Below are 18,963 nucleotides of genomic sequence, written 5' to 3'. Positions count from 1 at the left end.
TCACCCTCCTTTCGTCAAACGGACCAAGGCCTGATCCATGGTCCTCATGCCAAGGGCCGCTCCGGTCTGCATGACCGTCGGCAGCTGATGCTCTTTCCCGCTGCGAATGAGCTGGGAAACCGCCGGTGTACGAACCAGGATTTCCCGAGCCACACCCAAGGTTTCCCCGCAGGCAACCAAGCGCTGGGAAAGGACGGCCTGAAGGACCATGGACAGGCGATGGCGGACTTCTTCCTGCCCGTCGGACCCGTAGGCACTGGCAATGCGGCTTACCGTATGGACAGCCGACGGCGTATGGAGTGTCGAAAAGACGAGGTGCCCCGTTTCAGCTGCCGTCAAGGCCGCATCCATCGTTTCCCGATCGCGCATTTCCCCGATGAGGATGACGTCCGGATCTTGCCGCAGGGCCTGACGGATGCCTTCCTGAAAGGACGGAAAATGGCGGCCCAATTCGCGCTGGGTAATGAGTGCTTTGTCCCCTCTTTCCACGTATTCAATAGGGTCCTCCAAGGTGACGATGTGACAGCGTCGCCGCTCATTAATGCCGTGTAAAATCCGCCACAAGGCTGTCGTCTTACCGCTGCCCGTCGGCCCTGAGACCAAGACCAGCCCGCTCGACAACGTTCCGAGACGGGTCAACAAAAGCTGATCCCGATCTTCCGGGAGGTCTGCCAAAGGATAGAGGAAGCGAATCGCGAGGTGCAGCCCGGCCTCTTCCCGACAGACGTGGAGGCGGCAGCGAAGGGACGAATTCCAGGAAAAAGCCCCGTCACCGTCGCGTTCAGACGACCAGCCGATGGTGTGAAGGGCTCGGTCCATCCCGAAGCGGTCTACGGATTCCATAGAAACCGAGGAAAGCCCTGCAGCTACCCGCATCATAGGCGGCCGTCCCTCTTGGAGATGGAGGTCCGAAGCCCGACCGGCAATGGCCCGTTCCATAAGGGCGGTCATGTCCATAGGCCTCGTCCTCCCTCGCAGACACGGCGAAGTTCTGCTTCGTCAGTCAACCCGCTGTCAAGGGCCCGCTGTATGACTGCCGGTAACAAGACGGCGCCGTCACCTTCTGCCGCTGCCGTCAAGGAGGGAAGATCGACACGCCGCCGAAGAGCGTCTTTAAAACAGGGCCCGGCCGGCACGACTTCACAGAGGCAAAAGCGCCCTTCATAATCCCCGGAAGCTGTCTTACGGCGAACGAGGCGCTGAGATACGATGCCCGTCAAGGCATCGGCAGCTAAGTAGGCCGGAACGCCCATATCGCTCAAGCGGACGGCCGCTTCGACGGCACTCGGCGCATGAAGGGTAGTGAACACGACATGTCCCGTAAGGGCCGCCCGGACGGCAATCTGCGCCGTTTCCCCGTCGCGGATCTCGCCGACGACGAGGACGTCCGGGTCCTGACGCAAGAGGGCCCGCAGCCCGTTTTGAAAGACCATACCGCCTTTTGGCTGCACCTGGCTCTGAGACAGGCCGTCGATCAATATTTCTACCGGGTCTTCTAAGGTAGCAATGCTGAGATGCTCATCGTGAATATGGCGAAGGGCGGCGTAGAGGGTCGTCGTCTTGCCGCTCCCCGTCGGTCCGCAAATCAGGATCAGTCCCTGCCGGCGGCAGACCAGTTTCTCTAAACAGGCCCGGGCTTCGCCGTCCATGCCAAGAGCTGACAACTCCAAGGGCATCCGCTTGCCGTCGAGGATGCGGACGACGATTTTCTCCCCGCGAACCGTCGGCAAGGTGCTGATGCGAAGGTCGAGACGCCGACTTCCCTCATGCCAAACGATGCGCCCGTCCTGAGGCAGGCGCCGATTGGCAATGTCGAGACCGGCTAAGACCTTGATGCGGCTGACGAGGCTGTCAAGGCGCTGGCGAGGCAATTGCCCTGCCGCATGGAGGACCCCGTCTTTTCGCCAGCGGATGCGGACGAATTCATCCAAAGGTTCGATATGAATGTCACTGGCACCGGCCGCGACGGCTTGTTGAAATAAGGCGTTCACATCCATAAAAAAATCTCCTTTCCCTGCCAGCATAGCATGAAAAGGAGATGGTCTAAGGTGATTTAATTGTTTTTTAACGGAAAGGTTTCCGTCCACAGCACATTCTTACCAAGGCTTACCAGCGGCGCCAGACATAACTGACACTGTGCTGAATGACCAGCAGGGCGGGAAATATTTCAATGCGGCCTAAAATCATTAAAAACCCGCAGTATACCTTCGTCCACGCCGGTAGCGATGCCACATCGGTGACACCAAAGAGGGCCATCGTCGAACCGACACTGGAGAGACAGCCGACGGCCATGGCCATGGCCTGAATCGGGGTGACGCCGGCTAAGGAAATGATCAGCATCGATGCAAAAAAGGTCATGATGACTAAAAAAAAGTAACTGAGGACGCGGCTGACAATTTTCATATCGACGGGAACGCCGTCTATTTTCAAAGAAACGACCATATGCGGGTGAAGGGTCCGCTGCAATTCCCGGGAGGTCATTTTAAACAGCACCATAAAGCGCATGACCTTGAGCCCCCCTGTGGACGATCCGATACAGCCGCCGATAAAGGCCAGTAAAAACAGGACATACTTATCAAATTCCGGCCAGGACTCCATCGACGTCGACGCAAAACCACTGGTACTGATAAAGGATAAGACCTGAAAAAAGCCGTAGCGCAGGTTATCCCAGCCATCATAGACGCCGTAGTGCCAGAGGTGAAAGGATACGACGGCACTGACGCCGAGGAACATCATCAAAAAATACCGCAGTTCGGCGTCGTGCAGAAAGATTTTCAAACTGCGCCGTTCCCAGCCCTTCCAGTACAAGAGGAAGTTGCCGCTGGCCAGGAGCATGGAAAGGGCCGCTGCCCCTTCGAGGGCCCGACTGTCATAGCGGAAAAAATCGAAGAGCGAGTCGCCGCCGCTCGTCGACAAGGTCAGAAGGGCTTGATTGACAGCTGCCGTCGGCGAAAGGCCGGCCAGCCAATAGAGAAAGATAGAAAACATCGTAATGGCCAAATAGATGCATCCTACCTTTCGGGCTGCGTCCTGCATACTGGCCACCATAGGACTGAAAGACACGCTTTGATGGACCGATAAGGTCAGGCCGAAACAGCCGCTCACCAAGGGCATGACCGAAACCAGCATGAGGATAAAGTTTAAGCCCCCCAGCCAACCCATGAGACTGTGCCATAAGAGGAGCGACGACGGAAGGGCGGCACCGCCGTCGGCAAGAACGGACGTCCCCGTCGTCGTAAAGGCTGCTGCACTTTCAAAGAAAGCATCGGCCGGCGAGGTAAAGACCCCGGCAATAAGGTACGGCACCATCCCCAACAGGCTCAATGCCAGCCAGACGAGGACCATATACCAGGCACCCTCGCCGGCCCCGACCTGGCGCTTATGATGGCGGCCGCGATAGAGGCAAAAAAACGCTAAGGCCACGGCGGCGATGAGGGAAGGCCCGAAGTATAAGAGTCCCCTTTCGCCCCAAAGAAGGCCGGCTGTCAAAGGAATGATCAGGCTCAGTCCGTTGACCAGGATGATCCTGCCGACGAGATAGAACAAGATATGTCTGTCCATGCTACTCCCTGCCTTTAAAGTACTGCATGACCTTTTGCGAATGTTCTGTCTGACTGAAGAGGATGATGCGGTCGCCTTCCAAGAGGACCGACTGGCCGTTCGGAATGTACGCTTCCCCGTCGCGGACATAGGCGCAGATCAGGCATTCCTTGGGCAGGTTGAGATCCATCAGTCGTTTGCCGATGACCGGTGCCCCTTCCTGGACGATGACTTCGACAGCTTCAGCCTTGGCTCCTTCGAGGAGAGAGACTGATACGACGCCGCCCCGGGCAAAGGCCAGGACTTCACCAGCCGACAAGAGCCGCGTCGATAAGACGATATCGACGCCGACTTTTTCCATAAGTCCGCCGTATTCGATACGGGATACGCGGACGATGGTCTTCTTAGCTCCCAAGTGCTTGGCAATGAGGGCCAGCATCAAATTGAGGCGATCGTCGTCGGTCAGGCAGATGACGACATCGGCATCGGCAATCCCTTCCTGCTCTAAGAGGTCGATATCGGTCCCGTCGCCGTGGATAGCCAGGCCGTCATCCATCAGTTCAGCCACTTGCAGACACCGTTCATGATCCTTATCGAAAATCTTGACCTGGAAGCCTTCTTTATCCAGCATGGGCGCCAAAAAACGGCCCGACCGGCCGGCCCCGATGATGATAACTCGCTCGATGGTCTCGATATTGCTGGGCACAAAATTTTCACTGAATTTTTCAATGGCCTTGGCATCGCCGATAAAATAGGCATTATCGTGCGGATAGAGGCGGTCGTCCCCGTGAGGAATGATCATGCGCTGGTCGCGGAAAATCATGCCGACCAGGACTGACGGCGGCATATTCATATTCTTAAAAGGCACGTTGACCAGCGGCGAATGGCGGGTGATCTTGGTTTCAAACAGACGGACCTTGCCGTTGGCAAAATCTTCGACATTGAGGGCTGCCGGCGTCAGGAGAATCCGGTTGATTTCACGGGCCGTAATCATTTCCGGATTGATGACCAGGTCGATATCAAAATTCTTTTTCAGATAATCCTTGGCCCCGGTCAGGAACTGCATGTCGCGGATGCGGACGGCCGTGTATTTAATGCCGTGTTTCTTGGCTAAAATACAGGTTACCAGATTGACTTCATCCGTCGCCGTGCAAGCGACGAGGAGGTCCGATCCGTGAATATCGGGATCATCCATCGTAACCGGACTGGCACCGTTGGCCAGAATGGTCAATACGTCGAGGGTGTTGCGGACGACCTCCAGTCGTTCTTCATCATGGTCGACGACGACGATATCAAATTGTTCATGCGATAACAGCTCGGCAATGCTGTAGCCCAGCTTGCCGGCCCCTACGACAACTATGCGCAAAGGAAAAACCTCCTCCTAAGAATCACATTAACAGCCCGGCGAAAGACGAAACGTCGGAAAGGGACAGTTGCTATATCTGCCCTCTTTCCCTTCAGCCTAGGCTGTACCGGCCATGGCCAGAAGCGCCAAGATGGGCGTCATCTTTTCGGTATTCATGGTCATGGAAAAGGCCGAACGGACGGCGCCGCTCTGTACGTCGTACCACACTTCTTCATAGGTCATGACAAAATCATAATCCTTGTCCTTCGCTCGTTTTCCCGTAAGGCGGCGGACTAAAACAGCTTCACAGCCCTTATCCCGAGCCGATTTCAAATTCTCTGCCAAGGATTTTCCAGAAGACCCGTATAAGGGATGGATGCGATAGGTCAACTGATCGTCGGCAGCCTGCCTCATATACGGCACATCGCCGGAAAGAGCGGTATCGACGGTCACGGCCAGTGGCAGGACCCACGCAGAAGGAGTCGCCGCCCGGGCCTCATCGGCCGCCAAGGGATGCCCCAAAGAGGCTTCATAGGCCCCTTTAGCATCGTAATAATGGCGCAAAGCCGCATCGGCATAGCCGACAATGTCATGGGCAAAGCGCTGCACCGACGGCGCACTGTCCCATACCGTTTCCTTGGAAAATTGGCTGTATGTCCCATCGACGGTCTGTAAAATGCCCTTCACGGGATCACCGGCCATGACGATGCGGTCCACGTGAAGGAGGGGTTCATACGTCTCATTAAAGGCTGAATTGCCCACTGCCGGCGCACCGAAAGTGACAACCTGAATCTGCGGCAGGCCTTCATCATAGAGGCGGGCTGCCGCCAAGAGGGCCGCTGCCCCGCCGAGGCTGTGGCCGGTCAAAGTCACGTTTTGCGATGCCGCGTCGGCTTTTAAAGCCTGTTTCAGCGTCGTCCCCTTATACGGGGTATCGAGGAGGCTCGTCGTATAATAGGAAAATCCGGCATGGACTTTCCGCAAATCGCCCGTATCCCCCTCTTTATAAGGAATCGAGTGGAGATTCAAGTCGGATTTGACGTCAGCCAAACTTTCCGTCCCGGTGACGGCGACGAACGTGTCCCGGCCCTTACGAGCCAGGCTAAATTTCGACTCGGACTTATCGTCTTTTTGTATCCGAGAGTCAATATCCCAACCGCGGCGGATCAATTCCTGACGGGCAGCTTCACCGGGCTTATCGTCATAAGAGGCCATAGACAGCCAGGCTGACAGGACTTCTCGGCGTGCCTGTTCATATCCTTCCTGCGGCGACGACGCCAGAACCGACAAGGCCGTCAGCACGAAGCAAAGCGATAGGATGAATACTTTTTTCCCAAACATGGCCTTCCCTCCTTTTAGGTCGCCTAAGCCCGCTTTTTATCACGGTGCATACGATAAAATAGAGAATACTTCCCGATTGGGATGATCTGAGGCTTCAAAATAGAGGGTCCGCTTCAATTCCCGCTCCCATTCGGCCTTGCGCTTCTTATCCTTTAAGAGGGCCAAGACGTCCGGATGGGCTTCGATGAGGACGTCGCCGCGAAGCTGGTGATTCGCCGCCATATGACGCAGGCGGCGGATGATCTGGAGGACCACCGTTTCAGCCGAATAGAGGTATCCCGATCCGCCGCAGACGTCGCAGGGATCGAACTGTACTTGGTACAAGCTTTGGCGAGCTTTTTTGCGGGTGATTTCGACGAGGTTCAAAGCCGTCATGCCGAGAACCCGAGTCTTGGTGCAGTCCATAGCCGTTTCACGGATCAAAATCTGCAAAATCTCATCGCGTTTCAAAGGCTGGGCCATGTCGATGAAGTCGATGATGATGATGCCGCCGATATCGCGCAGGCGCAATTGGCGGGCGATTTCGATGGCCGCTTCTTTATTGACGTGAAAAATCGTATCCTGAAGAGTCGTCCCGTTGCCCGTATACTTGCTGCTGTTGACGTCGATGACGGTCAAGGCTTCCGTATGATCGATGACCAAGTTGCCACCCGACGGCAGGGGTACGATGCGTGACATCAGGCCTTTGAGACCTTCTTCGATGCCATAGTGTTCAAAAACCGGCTCGTCCCCTTCGTAGAGGCGGATACGGCTTTGCCACTGCGAACCGGGAAAGACCTGACAGATGCGTTCATAGGCTTCACGGCTGTCGACGACGACTTGTTTGACGTCGGCCGTAAAATGGTCGCGGACCATGCGCATGACCAAATCGGCTTCGCGGTACAAGAGAGTCGGCTTCTTAGCCAGGGCGTAACGCTGGCGGATACTGTCCCACGTCCGCAGCAAATACTGAAGGTCGCCTAAGAGTTCTTCCCGTGATACGCCCTTGGCGACGGTGCGAATGATAAGGCCCATGCCGTCCGGCTTTATTTCAGACACGATGTCGCGCAGGCGGTCCCGCTCCTGTTCATCGCGGATTTTTTTCGATACGCCGATGTAGTCGACGGTCGGCATCAGTACAGCATAGCGGCCGGCCAAACTGACATTGGCCGTCGCCTTCGGTCCCTTAGATCCCTGTTCGTCCTTGATGACCTGGACTAAGACCGACTGGCCGACAGACAGATGCATCTGCTGGATTTCTTCTTTCGTCGCCGCTCGAGGAAACATATCCCCCATATAAATAAATGCATTTTTACGGCGGCCGATATTGACGAAGGCAGCCTGAAGGGACGGCAGAATATTTTGGATTGTGCCTTTATAGATATGATTGACGATATGCATGTCATCGTCGCGTTCCACCGCGAAATCGCGAAGACGACCATCTTCGAGGATAGCCATGCGCGTTTCTTCGGGCATGACATTGCCAACGATCGTTTTCATCGTGTCACTCCTCCTTGTAAATGACTGCCGAAACGTCCTTCTAAGGCCGATTATTTCACCAATAAGACGGCGAAATACCCGGTCGCTTCTGCATCGGCAGCCTGTTCATATATTTTCTCGCCGGAAAGTCCGCAGCGCTCGATCATCGCCGTCCGCTCGAGGAGGCCCAATTCTTTCAGTTCATCCTGGATGGGTCCCAATTTTCCCGACGGTTTCATGATGACCTTACTGCCCGGGAGAGCCAGCAGCTGCCGGCGGTTTTTATGGTTGCCGGGAATGATCAGCAAGGCCTCGTCTTTTTCGCACAACGGCTGCTGCAATTTAGCGGCCACGGCACAGAAGCTGGGCACACCGGGGACGATGGCCGTTTCATAGCCGGCGTCCCGAACGAGGCGGTGAACGTAAATGCTGGTCGCATAGACCGTCGGGCAGCCGAGGGTAATGAGGGCCACGTCCCGGCCTTCATCGAGTTCAGATTGAATCGATTGAGCCGCTTTTTCATGGGCCCCGGCCAGGACTTCATCCTTACGGGTCATGGGAAAATCTAAGGTGATGACTTTTTTCTCGGACAGGCTGAGATCGCTGCCGTCCAAGGCTTTAAGCAAGATATCTTTGGCCGTCAAAGGGCCGCTGCCACTCTTGGGAACGGCCAAGACGGGACAGGACCCGATCGTTTTCAGCGCCTTTAAGGTCAACAACTCCGGGTCCCCCGGGCCGATGCCGACGCAGTACAGTTTACCTTTCATCATAGCCCTCAAAAAGAGACGCCGTCTTGCCGTCGTCTTTACGAACGAAGATTCCCGTCCGCCGGGCCAGCATCATATCGGCATGAACGGGAAGATTAAAGTCCTTTTCAAGGACTTCCCAAACCTGAACGGGTTTGATAGCCCCTTCACTGGTCTGATAGATGCCGACGGTCAGATAGACGTCGCCGTCTTTGACATTCCCATGAATGGCATCGATGACGTGATTTTTGACTTCGATGGTCCGCACGCGATGCTTTCCCTTATGGGACACCTTTTCATAGAGGACCGATGGGGCCTCGTTGAAGCGCTGCAAAATCGCATTCAGCCCGTCTTGGCTGAGGTCTTCCTTCAAAGGCCCCCGCAGGGTATAGACAGCGTAATTGGCAATGGCCATCAACTTCGGCGCCTTAGGGTCGACATAGCGGCCGTCGAGGACGGCAAAACCTTGGGGCGACATGGCGTTCATCCGTTCCATGACGTCGGGAACGGGAATCTTTTCGGCAAGTTCCATGTCGAGATATTCAATATCGGCCGACACACCGACGCCGAGGGCCGAGGCAAAACTGAGTTTCATATGGGGGTTGAAGCCTTCGGAATAACAAATGGGAAGCTTAGCCCTGATGATGACGTAGCGCACGGCCCGGGCAAAATCGAGGTGCGACAAAAACTGCAGGGCCCCGTCTTTCTTAACAGCTAAACGTATTCTTGCCATGAGCGTCCCCTGCCTTTCTATCGATAATCGAAACGCCCAAATTGGGGCAGACACCGCAGCCCGTACAGGACAGACGGCGGCAGTCATGGGTCAGTTCGGCTCGTTCGGCCCTTCTCCATTCCTGCTTCAAATAATTTTTCGCAGCTCCGCTGGTCAGGTGATCCCAGGGCAAGGCCTCATCGAGGCTGCGGTTTCTGGCCGCATAGTAATCTGGATCGATGCCGGCCAATTCAAAGGCCTTCATCCAGCGGTCATAGTCGAACATTTCCGTCCAGCCATCGAATTTACAGCCCAGTTTCCAAGCTTCGTAGAGGACCTTCCCCATGCGGCGGTCGCCGCGGGCAAAGGTCGCTTCCAGGCGGCCCGTCTTGGCGTCGTGGTAGTGGTAAGAAATGTGCTTATCGCGAATGAGTCCCTTGATGTACTGCTGCTTGCGTTCGATTTCCTCAATGGGCAGCTGTCCGAACCACTGGAAGGACGTGTGCGATTTGGGTACGAAACTCGAGACGGAGACCGTCACCTTGCCGTTATTCTTATGGGTCACAGACCGGTATAAGTTCAGGACTTTATAGGCGAGATCGGAAATGCCGGCCAAGTCTTCATCCGTTTCCGTCGGAAGGCCCATCATGAAGTAGAGCTTTACCGTCGACCAGCCGTTTTGGAAGGCATTCTCACAGGCCGAGAGGAGATCTTCTTCAGTGACGCCCTTATTGATGACGTCGCGCAGGCGCTGCGTCCCCGCTTCAGGGGCAAAGGTCAGGCCGCTCTTACGGACCTGCTGGACTTTCTTGGCGATGTCGACGGAAAAGCTGTCGACGCGGAGCGACGGCAGGCTGACGCTGACCTTCTGGCCCTTAAAGGCGTCGAGGAGCTGATCGACCAGTTCCGGCAAACAGGAATAGTCGGCCGAACTCAGGCTCATGAGAGAAATTTCATCGTAGCCCGAGTTGGCCACGATGTCTTTGGCCAGTTTTACCAACTGTTCCGGCGTCTTTTCCCGAATGGGACGGTAGAGCATGCCGGCCTGACAGAAACGGCAGCCCCGGCTGCAGCCGCGGAACAATTCGAGAACGGCCCGGTTATGGACGATGTCGATGTTGGGCACGATCGGTTTGGTCGGGAAAAAGACGTGTTCCACGTCGGCGACGACGCATTTTTCGATTTCGGCCTTGGCTTCCGGTTCCGTCGGCACCAGGGCTTTGAAGTTCCCCTCTTCGTCGTACTCGGCGTCATAGAAGGACGGAACGTAGTTTCCCGGCTGCTGAGCCAGTTCTTTCAAGAGGCCCTTCTTGCCGCCGGGCTTTCCGCCTTCTTTCCAGGCGATGATCGTATCGGCCAAGAGCTGTGTCGATTCTTCCGATTCGCCGAGGAAGAAGATATCGATGTAATCGGCCAAGGGTTCTGCATTATACGCACAAGGACCGCCGGCGGCCACTAAGGGCATATCGTCGCCGCGGTCTTTGGAAAAAATCGGCATTCCGGCCAGATCGAGCATATTTAAGATGTTGGTAAAACTCATTTCATATTGCAGGGTAAAGCCGACCATGTCGAAATCGCGGACGGGCGTCTTCGTTTCCAACGAAAAAAGCGGGTAGCCTTTGGTCCGCATGAGGTCTTCCATATCCGGCCAAGGCGCATAGACCCTCTCGGCAGCCACATCAGGCCGTTCGTTGAGCAGGGCATAGAGGATGCGCAGGCCTAAGTGGCTCATGGCCACTTCATAGACGTCGGGAAAACAGTAAGCAACGGTCAGTTTGACCCGGTCGTGGTCTTTTACGACGCTGTTCCATTCCCCGCCGACGTAGCGGGCCGGTTTACTGACTTTGCTCAATAAAATCGGATCTATCTCCACAGGATGTGACAATTCATTTCCTCCTTCAGGAATCGCTAAAAGATCATCGTCTGCTGACGCATGTAAATACTCAATAAAATACCCATGCCCATCATATTCGTCGTCAAGGCGCTGACGCCGTAACTCATGAAGGGCAGCGGAATCCCCGTGACCGGCATAATGCCGCAGGTCATGCCGACATTGACCAGGATCTGGAAGGCCCACATGGATACGACGCCGGTGGCCAGCATCATGCCGAAGGTGTCCTTACATTCCTTGGCAATCATGATACCTCGGTAGATGAGGATAAAATAGAGGAACAAGAGAAAAATACAGCCTAAAAATCCCAGTTCTTCCCCGATAACGGAAAAGATGAAGTCTGTGTGATTTTCCGGCAAAAAGTTCAATTGGCTCTGCGTCCCCTGGAACAAGCCCTTACCAAAGAGCATGCCCGAACCGATGGCAATCTTGGACTGGATGATGTGGTAGCCGGCCCCGAAAGGATCGGCGTTAGGGTTGAGAAATACCGTAATACGAGACTTTTGGTAGTCCTTCAGAAAGTGCCAGCCCACCGGTGCCAGGACGATGCCGGCCAAAAAGACGTTGCGCAACAGGGACATCTTGATGCGGCCAACAAAGAGCATGCCTAAAGTAATGGCCAAAAAGACGAGACTGGTCCCCAGGTCAGGCTGTTTCAAGACCAAGAGGAAGGGAATCCCGACGTAAAGGCCGATGGGAAGCACCTGCCGCCACTTATTAAGCTGGCCGACGCGGTCGCTGAGAATAGCCGCCGTGCAGATGATCATGATGAGTTTCGAAAATTCTGACGGCTGCAGGGTAATCGGCCCTAACTGGATCCAGCGCTGGGCCCCGAGAGCCGACGTGCCGACGAACATGACCGCCACCAGCATCAGTAAATTAATGACATATAAGGGTTTGCCGTACTTCTTTAACTTGGTATAGTCAAAGCGGCTGAAAAAGATGACGATCATGAAATCGACGACGAAGGCTACGCCTTGTTTAATGACGAAATCATAGTTGATCGCCCCTTTATTGATATGCGTCGCACTGCCGATAATAGCCAGGCTGATGCAGACGATGAAAAAGCTCACCAGGAGCATAACTTTATCTAAATTCTTCCATTCACGTTTAATAAACATTTCCCTCTCCTATCGACGATGATGGCGCCAATTCCGGCATTCCTGCCGGCGGCGCCGCACCGATAAGCCTGATTCGTCAGCGTCTCCGACAGAGCGCCGCGGCAATAGGCTTGTCAGCCCGGCTTCATCAATAGCCGTCCCCTGTTCAAGCCAGTCTGCCGTAGCCGACAAGGCCTTCATGAAAGGCAGGCTGTCTGAGGCTTCGTGAATCAGGCCCTGACTGGCCGCCTGATCGATGCCCTCGTCGTGAGGCAGGATCCCGGCGACGGTCTTTACGCCAAGCGTCGATTTCGCCGAGGCTGCCGAAATGACACCGTCGGCGTAAAAATTATTGAGAATGACGTCGTAGTGAAAACGTTTCTGTTTCGTGCAATACTGCATGACCCGTCCGGCATCGTGGAGTGACGACGGCGACGGTTCGACGACGAACAGAATCTGGTCGGCCAGGGCCGTCGCCGCCCGATAGGCCTCATCGCGGCCCGGCGGGCAGTCGACGAAGGCGTAGTCGTATTCACCGGCCAAGGATTCCAAGACGTAGTGAAAAGACGGCACATCGACCTTTTCCCAAGTCCGCTTCTGACTGGCCGGCAGGACGTCGAGGCCGGGACAGACCGATACCAGGGCTTGCCTGGGCAGGCATTTTCCCCGGGCAGCCTGACTGGCGTCGTAACGGACGGCATCGCCTACGCCAAAAAGCAAATCGAGGTTGCGCAGTCCCATGTCCGCATCGGCAGCCAGCACCCGATAGCCGCGGCGCTGGAGCAGTACGGAAAGAGAAGCTGTAATCAAAGTTTTGCCGACGCCTCCCTTACCAGAAGCAATCGCGATGAGTCGAGACATGGAATTACCACCCTTCTAAAAGTATCCTTAGTTATTGTTTGGGTCAGCCGTCTGGCCGCTGCTGTTGGCCTGATTCGACGCTGCCGGCATACCGCTTGTATTCTTCGCTCCGTCGGCATAAGTACCGATGTGGAAGAATTCTTCCAGCATGGAACGGACAATCGGGCCTGCCGAAACGGACCCGAACCCGCCTTGTTCTACCAATACGGCAATGACGATACGCGGATGTTCATACGGCGCATAGGCGACGAACCAACCGTGGTCCGTACCGCCGAAGTTTTCTGCCGTCCCCGTTTTACCGGCGACCTGGATGGGGAAACCGGCAAACAACGAATCGGCGGTCCCTGATTCTTCCGTAACGTTGCGCATCCCTTCGCGGACAAGGTCCAGCGTCGATTTGGAAACCGACAAGGTCCCTATCTGTTCCGGCGCAAAGATCTTATACGGTGTCCCGTCGAGATTATCGATACGGCTGACGATAAACGGCCGGTACTGAATCCCGCCGTTAGCCACTTCACTGACGATCATCGCCGCCTGAAGGGGCGTAACCAACTGGAAGCCCTGGCCGATAGCGGAGTTAAATGTATCCCCTAAGTACCAGTCTTCGTGGAAGGTCTTCATTTTATATTCTTCACTGGCGACAAGACCCGTCGCTTCGCCGCGAAGGGCGATGCCGGTCTTCTTGCCCATGCCGAACATGCTGGCGTATTTTGCCAATTCATCGATGCCGACGCGGCGGCCCATTTCATAGAAATAGACGTTATCGGACTTGGCCAAGGCTTCGACGAAATTGATCCAGCCCAAGGCTTCGCCGCCGGCGTTACGCATGTCGACGAGCCAGTGGCGCCCGCTGTCGAAGATCATTTCATCAGGCGTGACTTTTTTGAGTTCCAAGGCGGCCGAACCGATAATGAGCTTAAAGGTAGAGCCCGGCGGATATTCACCGGCAATGACCCTGTTTTCCATAGGATGGTTAGGATTATCGTTGATCATGGCCCATTCTTTTTCCGTAATGCCCCGCGTAAACCAGTTGGGGTCATAGGCCGGGCGGCTGGCCATGGCCAGAACGGCACCCGTATTGGGGTCAATGGCAACGGCGGCTATGCCGTGAGTACCGACGCCGTTGGCAATCTGGCGGTCCATAGCCTGTTCCGTCGCTTCTTGTAAATTAAGGTCCAAGGTCAGGTGCATATTGTGACCGGCCACCGGTTCTTTTCGTTCCATTTCCGTGACCGGACTGCCGGCCGCATCGACTTCGACCTGACGGCCGCCGTCCTGACCTCGCAGGAGATCGTCGTAATAGGCTTCAAGGCCGGCCCGCCCGATTTGGGTAATATTGGAGACGCCTTCCACCCCTTCGAGCCGTTTGGCATCTTCTTCGTCGATTTGACCGACGTAGCCGAAAACCTGCGCCGCCATCGTTTTATAGGGATAATAGCGAATCGGCTGGACTTCGACAGAAACGCCGGGCAAGTCGTTGCGCTGTTCTTCGATTTTCGTGACAATATCCTGCGTCAAATCATTGGCCAGGACTGTCGGCACGTAAGAACTCTTTACCTTTTGAATCTTATCGCGCAGCTTGTCTTCCGGTACGTTGAGGATACCGGCTAACTTGGCCAGTTCTTCGTCGCTCATGCCGCCCTTCGGCGGTACATAGGTCGCCATGAAACTGGGCCGGGACCCGACCAGAATCTGGCCGTTGCGGTCATACATGATGCCGCGCATGGCGGCAATGGGGATGGCCCGCAGGCGGTTCCCTTCGGCCAGGGAATGATAATATTCACCGGCAAAAAGCTGTAAATAGATAAGCCGGCTGACGAGAATCACAAAAATCGCAATGACCACCCAGTAAAGATACCGGAAGCGGCCGTCTTGATTTTTCTTTTTTAATAACGCTTCAAGCATGTATCTGTGTCTCCTTTAGTTACCAGCGATAACCCGGAAAGCCATAAAAGGTGTCGGACCGGCGCAGGCGCCAAACGACATGGTCAACGGGCAAGGCCAAGATTCCGTGATAAACGAGTACGGGTATACTGAATTCCAATAAGTACGCCGCCACATTGATGTACTGGCCGGCCAGAAACAGGAAGCCGCAGGTCAGGATGAGACCGGCTTCCGTCGCCCCGAGGACGATGAGCAGGGTCAAGATCCACTGATCCTTATCGATGTTGCGGCCGAGATAGCTGCAAACAAGGGTGACAATGAGATACACCAAGAGGTGCAGGCCAAAGAAATTGCCGATGATGACGTCCTGGCAAAAACCGCCCAAGAGAGCCGTTGCAATGCCGACGCGCTGGCCGTGATGGAGGCCCATGAGGACGACGAAGACGAAAATCAGATTGGGCTGGCTTACACCGTTAAAGATAAAAGGCAAGACCGCAGCCTGCAGGATAAAGACGATGAAGGCTGTGATGATGCAGTTCAATTTCTTCATAACGCAGCGGCTCCTTTAATGCCTTCCACCTTGTCGCGATTCGTCTGCGGAACGAGTTTCGGCGTGACGTCCGGTTTTTCATAAGAGCCGGTATCGGCCGATTTCAAGATGACGAAGACTTCTTCTAATTTCGAGAAATCGACGCCGGGACGAATGACGGCATATTTTACGAAATCATTTTCATTCTGATGGATCGATACGATGGTGCCGATATAGAGTCCCTTCGGATAAATGGAGCCGAAGCCCGACGTGACCAAGGTATCCCCTTCAAGGATATCGGCATCTTTGGCGATATTGACGAACTGCGGTTCCGTCGGCACATTGCCGTTACCGCGGACGACTGACGATACCCGCGATTCCGGCCGCTGAACGATGGCCCCGATACTGGTCCGGGGGTCGGTCATGAGCTGTACCCGAGACGAATGGGGGTAGACGTCACTGATGAAGCCGACGACACCGGCCGGCGTAATGACGGGCATATTCTTTTCAACGCCTTCGCCGCTGCCGACGTCGATGATCATGGTATTGGTCCAAGTACCGTAATCACGGGAAATGACCGAGCCTGCCAACAGTTGATACTGGTTATGGCTCGATTTAAAGTCGAGGAGCGCCCGCAGGCGGTCATTTTCAGCGACGACTTCATCGTAGTCGACGGTCCGGCTTTTCAGGTCGGCATTTTCTTTTTCCAGCGATTCCCATTCAATGCGGTTCTTCAAACTGACGTCGACGATGTGAATATTGGAAGCGAGGACATTCATGATGCTGCTGGCCCCATATTCAAAAGGCGACATGATCGTCATCAGAGGCTTCGTAATAAAAGGCAGGGAATCGCGCTGGCGCCAAGCCCAGCCTACGACAGCAATGATGATGAATAAGACGAGTACGAAGACGACGCTTCTTTTACCGAACGAAAACAATTTTAAAATCTCCTCCTATATATGCGCTGCGCCCCTTCAATGAGGGCCGATAACTTATCACGATCGTTGATGGCAATCCCCGTGCCCCTGGCAACGGCCAGTTCCGGATCGGCTGCCATCAGGACGGGAACGCCCAATTCCTGCGTAAAGAACTGATCCATCCCTTTGAGCTTGGCGCCGCCGCCGGTGAGGACGATGCCGTGTTCCATAATGTCGGCAGCAAGCTCGGGCGGGGTCTCGCGAAGGACGTCTTTGACGACGTCGAGAATCTTCACTAAAGGCTTGCCGATGACATGATAGAGTTCACTCGACTTGACGGCCACTTCACGCTGAAGCCCGTCGTCGAGACCGCGGGCCAGGAAATAATAGCCCCTATCTTCAAGGGGCAGGACGGCCGAACCGTTGGTGACCTTCATCTCTTCAATGGTCGTATCATCAGTGACGACGTCATACTGATAGCGAAGATAGTCACGGATAGCCGCATTGAAATCAAGGCTTCCCAAGTGAAGTGACTTGGAGACGACGATGCCGCCGAGAGACAGCATGGCCACATTGGTCGTACCGCCGCCGATATCGATGACCATATTGCCAACCGGATCATAGACCGGCAAATTGACGCCAAGCGCCGCTGCTGCCGCCGTTTCAATGACGAAGGCTTCTTTGGCACCGGCCTGATACACCGCTTCCATGACGGCTCTTTTTTCGACGTTTGAAGCCGCCGACGGCACGCCGATCATAATGCGCAGACGCTGAACGCTGCGGACACACTTACTGAGGATATAGCCCAGCATCGTCCGCGTTACACTGTAATCGGCAATGACGCCGTGTACGAGCGGCCGATGGAGCTTAACCGTCTCCGGCGACCGAGACAAGAGGTCCTCTGCCGACCTTCCGACGGCAATCATCTTGCTGTTTCGCTCGTCCGTTGCCATGACCGACGGCTCAGACAAGACGACGCCCCGGCCTTCCACATAGACCTGAACCGTAGACGTCCCTAAATCGATGCCTATATTTTTAGTTAATGGAGAAAAAATCGAAGCCATAACAAATAATCCCTTCTATTCCTTTCATATATGCTGTCATACGTAAACAGCCATTCATTGCTTATTTTACCACATAGCGCAAACTTTCGCATTAGCAAATTTCCATAGAATAGAGAAACGGGACCGCCCTTTGGGGGACAGCCCCGTTTGATTCATAACCCTTATATTTTGCTGTTACTACGCCTTTAACCCGGCACGCTGGAGGGCCATGACAATGGGCGTAACAATCAGGCCGGAAACGACGGCTTCGGGAATTCCGTTGACAGCCGTAATGCCGAGCATGATGTTAATGACGTTCATGAAGGGAATCCCTTGGGCTTCGGCATAAGGAACACCGACGAGGGCCGTAAAGGAACCCAGGAAGAGAACCGTATGAATCACCGTCGTCACGACAGCCGTCACAGCTACGCGCACCACTTCGCGCGTCTTCAAATGACGGTACAATTCATAAGCAATGAGGCCGATAAGAATTCGCGGTACAATACAAATAAAGGCGTCGGCAATGACGTTGTACTGCACGGCAAACAAGAGCAGCGCACTCGGTGCCTGCAAGGAACGGATAAAGGAAAAAATCCCAAACATAAAACCGACGATCATCCCGACCTTGCGGCCTGCCGACAGACTGCCGATAATCGTAGGAATATGAAGAATCGTCGCATTCATGATGACCAGCGGAATGAATCCGTACCCGGTAATTCCCAAAAAAATCGTAATAGCCGATAAAAAAGCGGCAATGGTCAGCTGACGAATCGACAGAAATGTCTGCTGGCCCGGTGCCTTTTGATGTACCATGATACTCCCCCGTTCTCGTTCTTTCTCCAAGATACAAGTCGCGCATATAAAAACACGGCCGGCCTCCGCCAGTATCAGTCCGATTCCGGTACCCATCCGACGTTAAAGAAGGACCTGCCTTTGTGTCATGCGTAGTATAGCACACTGGGAAGGCCTTGACAATAGGTTTTTCAAATATTGTGAATTTTTGCACGAATATCTCCGGAAGAGACAATTTCCAGTTGACCGACAGCCAAAAAACGTGATAAAATGGACGGGTACTTGCGAGTGTGGCGGAATGGCAGACGCACCAGACTTAGGATCTGGCGTCTTACGACGTAAGGGTTCAAGTCCCTTCACTCGCACCAATAGGACAACCATGCGGCTTTAGCGTGGTTGTCTTTTTTTGTTCGAACGCAAAAATAGGCAAAATCCTCACACAATCCTCACAGCTAAATATGGCTAAATCAGTTTAACTCATTTAGTTTTTATATCTTATATATACAATCATATATAAGATAATAGAGTCTATTCATGACGAACAAAAAGTATACTTTGAAATGAATAGCTCTTGTGAACGATCTGCCCACAAGAGCTACCCTTTACGGTTCAGGTCCGTACAGTCGTTCCATACCGTCACGGGTCACAAGCCATATTCATCCTGCTTTCCTTGCTTCATTTGAATTAAATCGCGGAAGAGCTTTCTTGTATCCAGAGCAGGCTTGTTGTATGGTAATGGGAGCTTTTCCCCATCTTTCTGCCGCTTCTGCCGCCGTCATAACCTCATCTAATGGATTCATCAAA

16 protein-coding genes, 1 tRNA gene and 1 pseudogene are annotated in these 18,963 nt (G+C 54.4%); 1 reads left to right on the top strand and 17 read right to left on the bottom strand.

From position 1 onward, the window contains the following. From TX77_RS04830 to TX77_RS04755, 16 genes are all read right to left on the bottom strand, one after another. Positions 1-957: a type IV pilus twitching motility protein PilT gene (locus TX77_RS04830; protein WP_044503693.1), complete on the bottom strand. Its 957-nt coding sequence runs from the start codon at positions 955-957 to the stop codon at positions 1-3. Then, the gene (locus TX77_RS04825; protein WP_044503692.1) at positions 948-1,997 is read right to left on the bottom strand and encodes a GspE/PulE family protein; all 1,050 of its coding nucleotides are present in this window, start codon (positions 1,995-1,997) and stop codon (positions 948-950) included. The genes TX77_RS04830 and TX77_RS04825 overlap by 10 nt, the downstream gene beginning before the upstream one ends. A 109-nt stretch (positions 1,998-2,106) precedes the next feature. Then, on the bottom strand, positions 2,107-3,561 hold the full coding sequence (locus tag TX77_RS04820; protein WP_044503691.1) for a TrkH family potassium uptake protein: 1,455 nt from the start codon (positions 3,559-3,561) through the stop codon (positions 2,107-2,109). 1 nt (position 3,562) lies between these two features. After that, on the bottom strand, positions 3,563-4,906 hold the full coding sequence (trkA, locus tag TX77_RS04815) for a Trk system potassium transporter TrkA (protein ID WP_044503690.1): 1,344 nt from the start codon (positions 4,904-4,906) through the stop codon (positions 3,563-3,565). A gap of 96 nt (positions 4,907-5,002) precedes the next feature. Next, positions 5,003-6,226 (bottom strand): lipase family protein, encoded by a 1,224-nt coding sequence (locus tag TX77_RS04810; RefSeq protein WP_044503689.1) that lies wholly within the window; start codon positions 6,224-6,226, stop codon positions 5,003-5,005. Positions 6,227-6,265: 39 nt separating this feature from the next. Then, complete coding sequence (locus tag TX77_RS04805) at positions 6,266-7,705, bottom strand: Rne/Rng family ribonuclease (RefSeq protein WP_044503688.1); 1,440 nt, start codon at positions 7,703-7,705, stop codon at positions 6,266-6,268. A gap of 50 nt (positions 7,706-7,755) precedes the next feature. Then, positions 7,756-8,451, bottom strand: a complete 696-nt coding sequence (cobI, locus tag TX77_RS04800; RefSeq protein ID WP_081651697.1) for a precorrin-2 C(20)-methyltransferase — start codon at positions 8,449-8,451, stop codon at positions 7,756-7,758. Further along, positions 8,441-9,163, bottom strand: a complete 723-nt coding sequence (locus TX77_RS04795) for a TIGR03936 family radical SAM-associated protein (RefSeq protein ID WP_044503686.1) — start codon at positions 9,161-9,163, stop codon at positions 8,441-8,443. The genes cobI and TX77_RS04795 overlap by 11 nt, the downstream gene beginning before the upstream one ends. Continuing rightward, positions 9,138-11,027: a TIGR03960 family B12-binding radical SAM protein gene (locus TX77_RS04790; RefSeq protein WP_230198043.1), complete on the bottom strand. Its 1,890-nt coding sequence runs from the start codon at positions 11,025-11,027 to the stop codon at positions 9,138-9,140. Before TX77_RS04790 ends, TX77_RS04795 begins: the two co-directional genes overlap by 26 nt. A gap of 23 nt (positions 11,028-11,050) precedes the next feature. After that, on the bottom strand, positions 11,051-12,154 hold the full coding sequence (rodA, locus tag TX77_RS04785; protein ID WP_044503684.1) for a rod shape-determining protein RodA: 1,104 nt from the start codon (positions 12,152-12,154) through the stop codon (positions 11,051-11,053). Positions 12,155-12,163: 9 nt separating this feature from the next. Continuing rightward, complete coding sequence (locus TX77_RS04780) at positions 12,164-12,994, bottom strand: AAA family ATPase (protein WP_044503683.1); 831 nt, start codon at positions 12,992-12,994, stop codon at positions 12,164-12,166. A gap of 27 nt (positions 12,995-13,021) precedes the next feature. Beyond that, complete coding sequence (mrdA, locus tag TX77_RS04775) at positions 13,022-14,899, bottom strand: penicillin-binding protein 2 (RefSeq protein WP_044503682.1); 1,878 nt, start codon at positions 14,897-14,899, stop codon at positions 13,022-13,024. A gap of 19 nt (positions 14,900-14,918) precedes the next feature. Further along, positions 14,919-15,428 carry a rod shape-determining protein MreD gene (gene mreD, locus TX77_RS04770; protein WP_044503681.1) on the bottom strand — a complete coding sequence of 170 codons (510 nt, stop codon included), beginning with the start codon at positions 15,426-15,428 and terminating at the stop codon, positions 14,919-14,921. Beyond that, the gene (gene mreC, locus TX77_RS04765; RefSeq protein WP_044503680.1) at positions 15,425-16,345 is read right to left on the bottom strand and encodes a rod shape-determining protein MreC; all 921 of its coding nucleotides are present in this window, start codon (positions 16,343-16,345) and stop codon (positions 15,425-15,427) included. The genes mreD and mreC overlap by 4 nt, the downstream gene beginning before the upstream one ends. Before the next feature lie 2 nt (positions 16,346-16,347). Further along, positions 16,348-17,388: a rod shape-determining protein gene (gene mreB / locus TX77_RS04760; protein ID WP_044503679.1), complete on the bottom strand. Its 1,041-nt coding sequence runs from the start codon at positions 17,386-17,388 to the stop codon at positions 16,348-16,350. A gap of 177 nt (positions 17,389-17,565) precedes the next feature. Then, the gene (locus TX77_RS04755; protein WP_044503678.1) at positions 17,566-18,180 is read right to left on the bottom strand and encodes an ECF transporter S component; all 615 of its coding nucleotides are present in this window, start codon (positions 18,178-18,180) and stop codon (positions 17,566-17,568) included. 263 nt (positions 18,181-18,443) lie between these two features. Here TX77_RS04755 and TX77_RS04750 point away from each other — a divergent pair. Continuing rightward, positions 18,444-18,527: transfer RNA gene (locus tag TX77_RS04750), tRNA-Leu, on the top strand. A 234-nt stretch (positions 18,528-18,761) separates the two neighbouring features. Here the strand turns inward: TX77_RS04750 and TX77_RS13815 are convergent. After that, positions 18,762-18,959, bottom strand: a pseudogene (locus TX77_RS13815) (helix-turn-helix domain-containing protein). Between the last annotated feature and the right edge of the window lie 4 nt (positions 18,960-18,963).

Source organism: Megasphaera massiliensis (assembly GCF_000455225.1).
Taxonomy (GTDB): domain Bacteria; phylum Bacillota; class Negativicutes; order Veillonellales; family Megasphaeraceae; genus Megasphaera; species Megasphaera massiliensis.
The sequence above is the reverse complement of the archived record's forward strand: the minus strand, read 5'-3'. Positions and strand labels throughout refer to the sequence as shown.

Coding starts and splice junctions, on each gene's coding strand:
- mrdA (WP_044503682.1), bottom strand. CDS start 14,899: ATGCTTGAAGCGTTATTAAAAAAGAAAAATCAAGACGGCCGCTTCCGG.
- TX77_RS04820 (WP_044503691.1), bottom strand. CDS start 3,561: ATGGACAGACATATCTTGTTCTATCTCGTCGGCAGGATCATCCTGGTC.
- TX77_RS04810 (WP_044503689.1), bottom strand. CDS start 6,226: ATGTTTGGGAAAAAAGTATTCATCCTATCGCTTTGCTTCGTGCTGACG.
- TX77_RS04830 (WP_044503693.1), bottom strand. CDS start 957: ATGGACATGACCGCCCTTATGGAACGGGCCATTGCCGGTCGGGCTTCG.
- TX77_RS04795 (WP_044503686.1), bottom strand. CDS start 9,163: ATGGCAAGAATACGTTTAGCTGTTAAGAAAGACGGGGCCCTGCAGTTT.
- mreB (WP_044503679.1), bottom strand. CDS start 17,388: ATGGCTTCGATTTTTTCTCCATTAACTAAAAATATAGGCATCGATTTA.
- TX77_RS04780 (WP_044503683.1), bottom strand. CDS start 12,994: ATGTCTCGACTCATCGCGATTGCTTCTGGTAAGGGAGGCGTCGGCAAA.
- TX77_RS04805 (WP_044503688.1), bottom strand. CDS start 7,705: ATGAAAACGATCGTTGGCAATGTCATGCCCGAAGAAACGCGCATGGCT.
- rodA (WP_044503684.1), bottom strand. CDS start 12,154: ATGTTTATTAAACGTGAATGGAAGAATTTAGATAAAGTTATGCTCCTG.
- mreD (WP_044503681.1), bottom strand. CDS start 15,428: ATGAAGAAATTGAACTGCATCATCACAGCCTTCATCGTCTTTATCCTG.
- TX77_RS04755 (WP_044503678.1), bottom strand. CDS start 18,180: ATGGTACATCAAAAGGCACCGGGCCAGCAGACATTTCTGTCGATTCGT.
- cobI (WP_081651697.1), bottom strand. CDS start 8,451: ATGAAAGGTAAACTGTACTGCGTCGGCATCGGCCCGGGGGACCCGGAG.
- TX77_RS04825 (WP_044503692.1), bottom strand. CDS start 1,997: ATGGATGTGAACGCCTTATTTCAACAAGCCGTCGCGGCCGGTGCCAGT.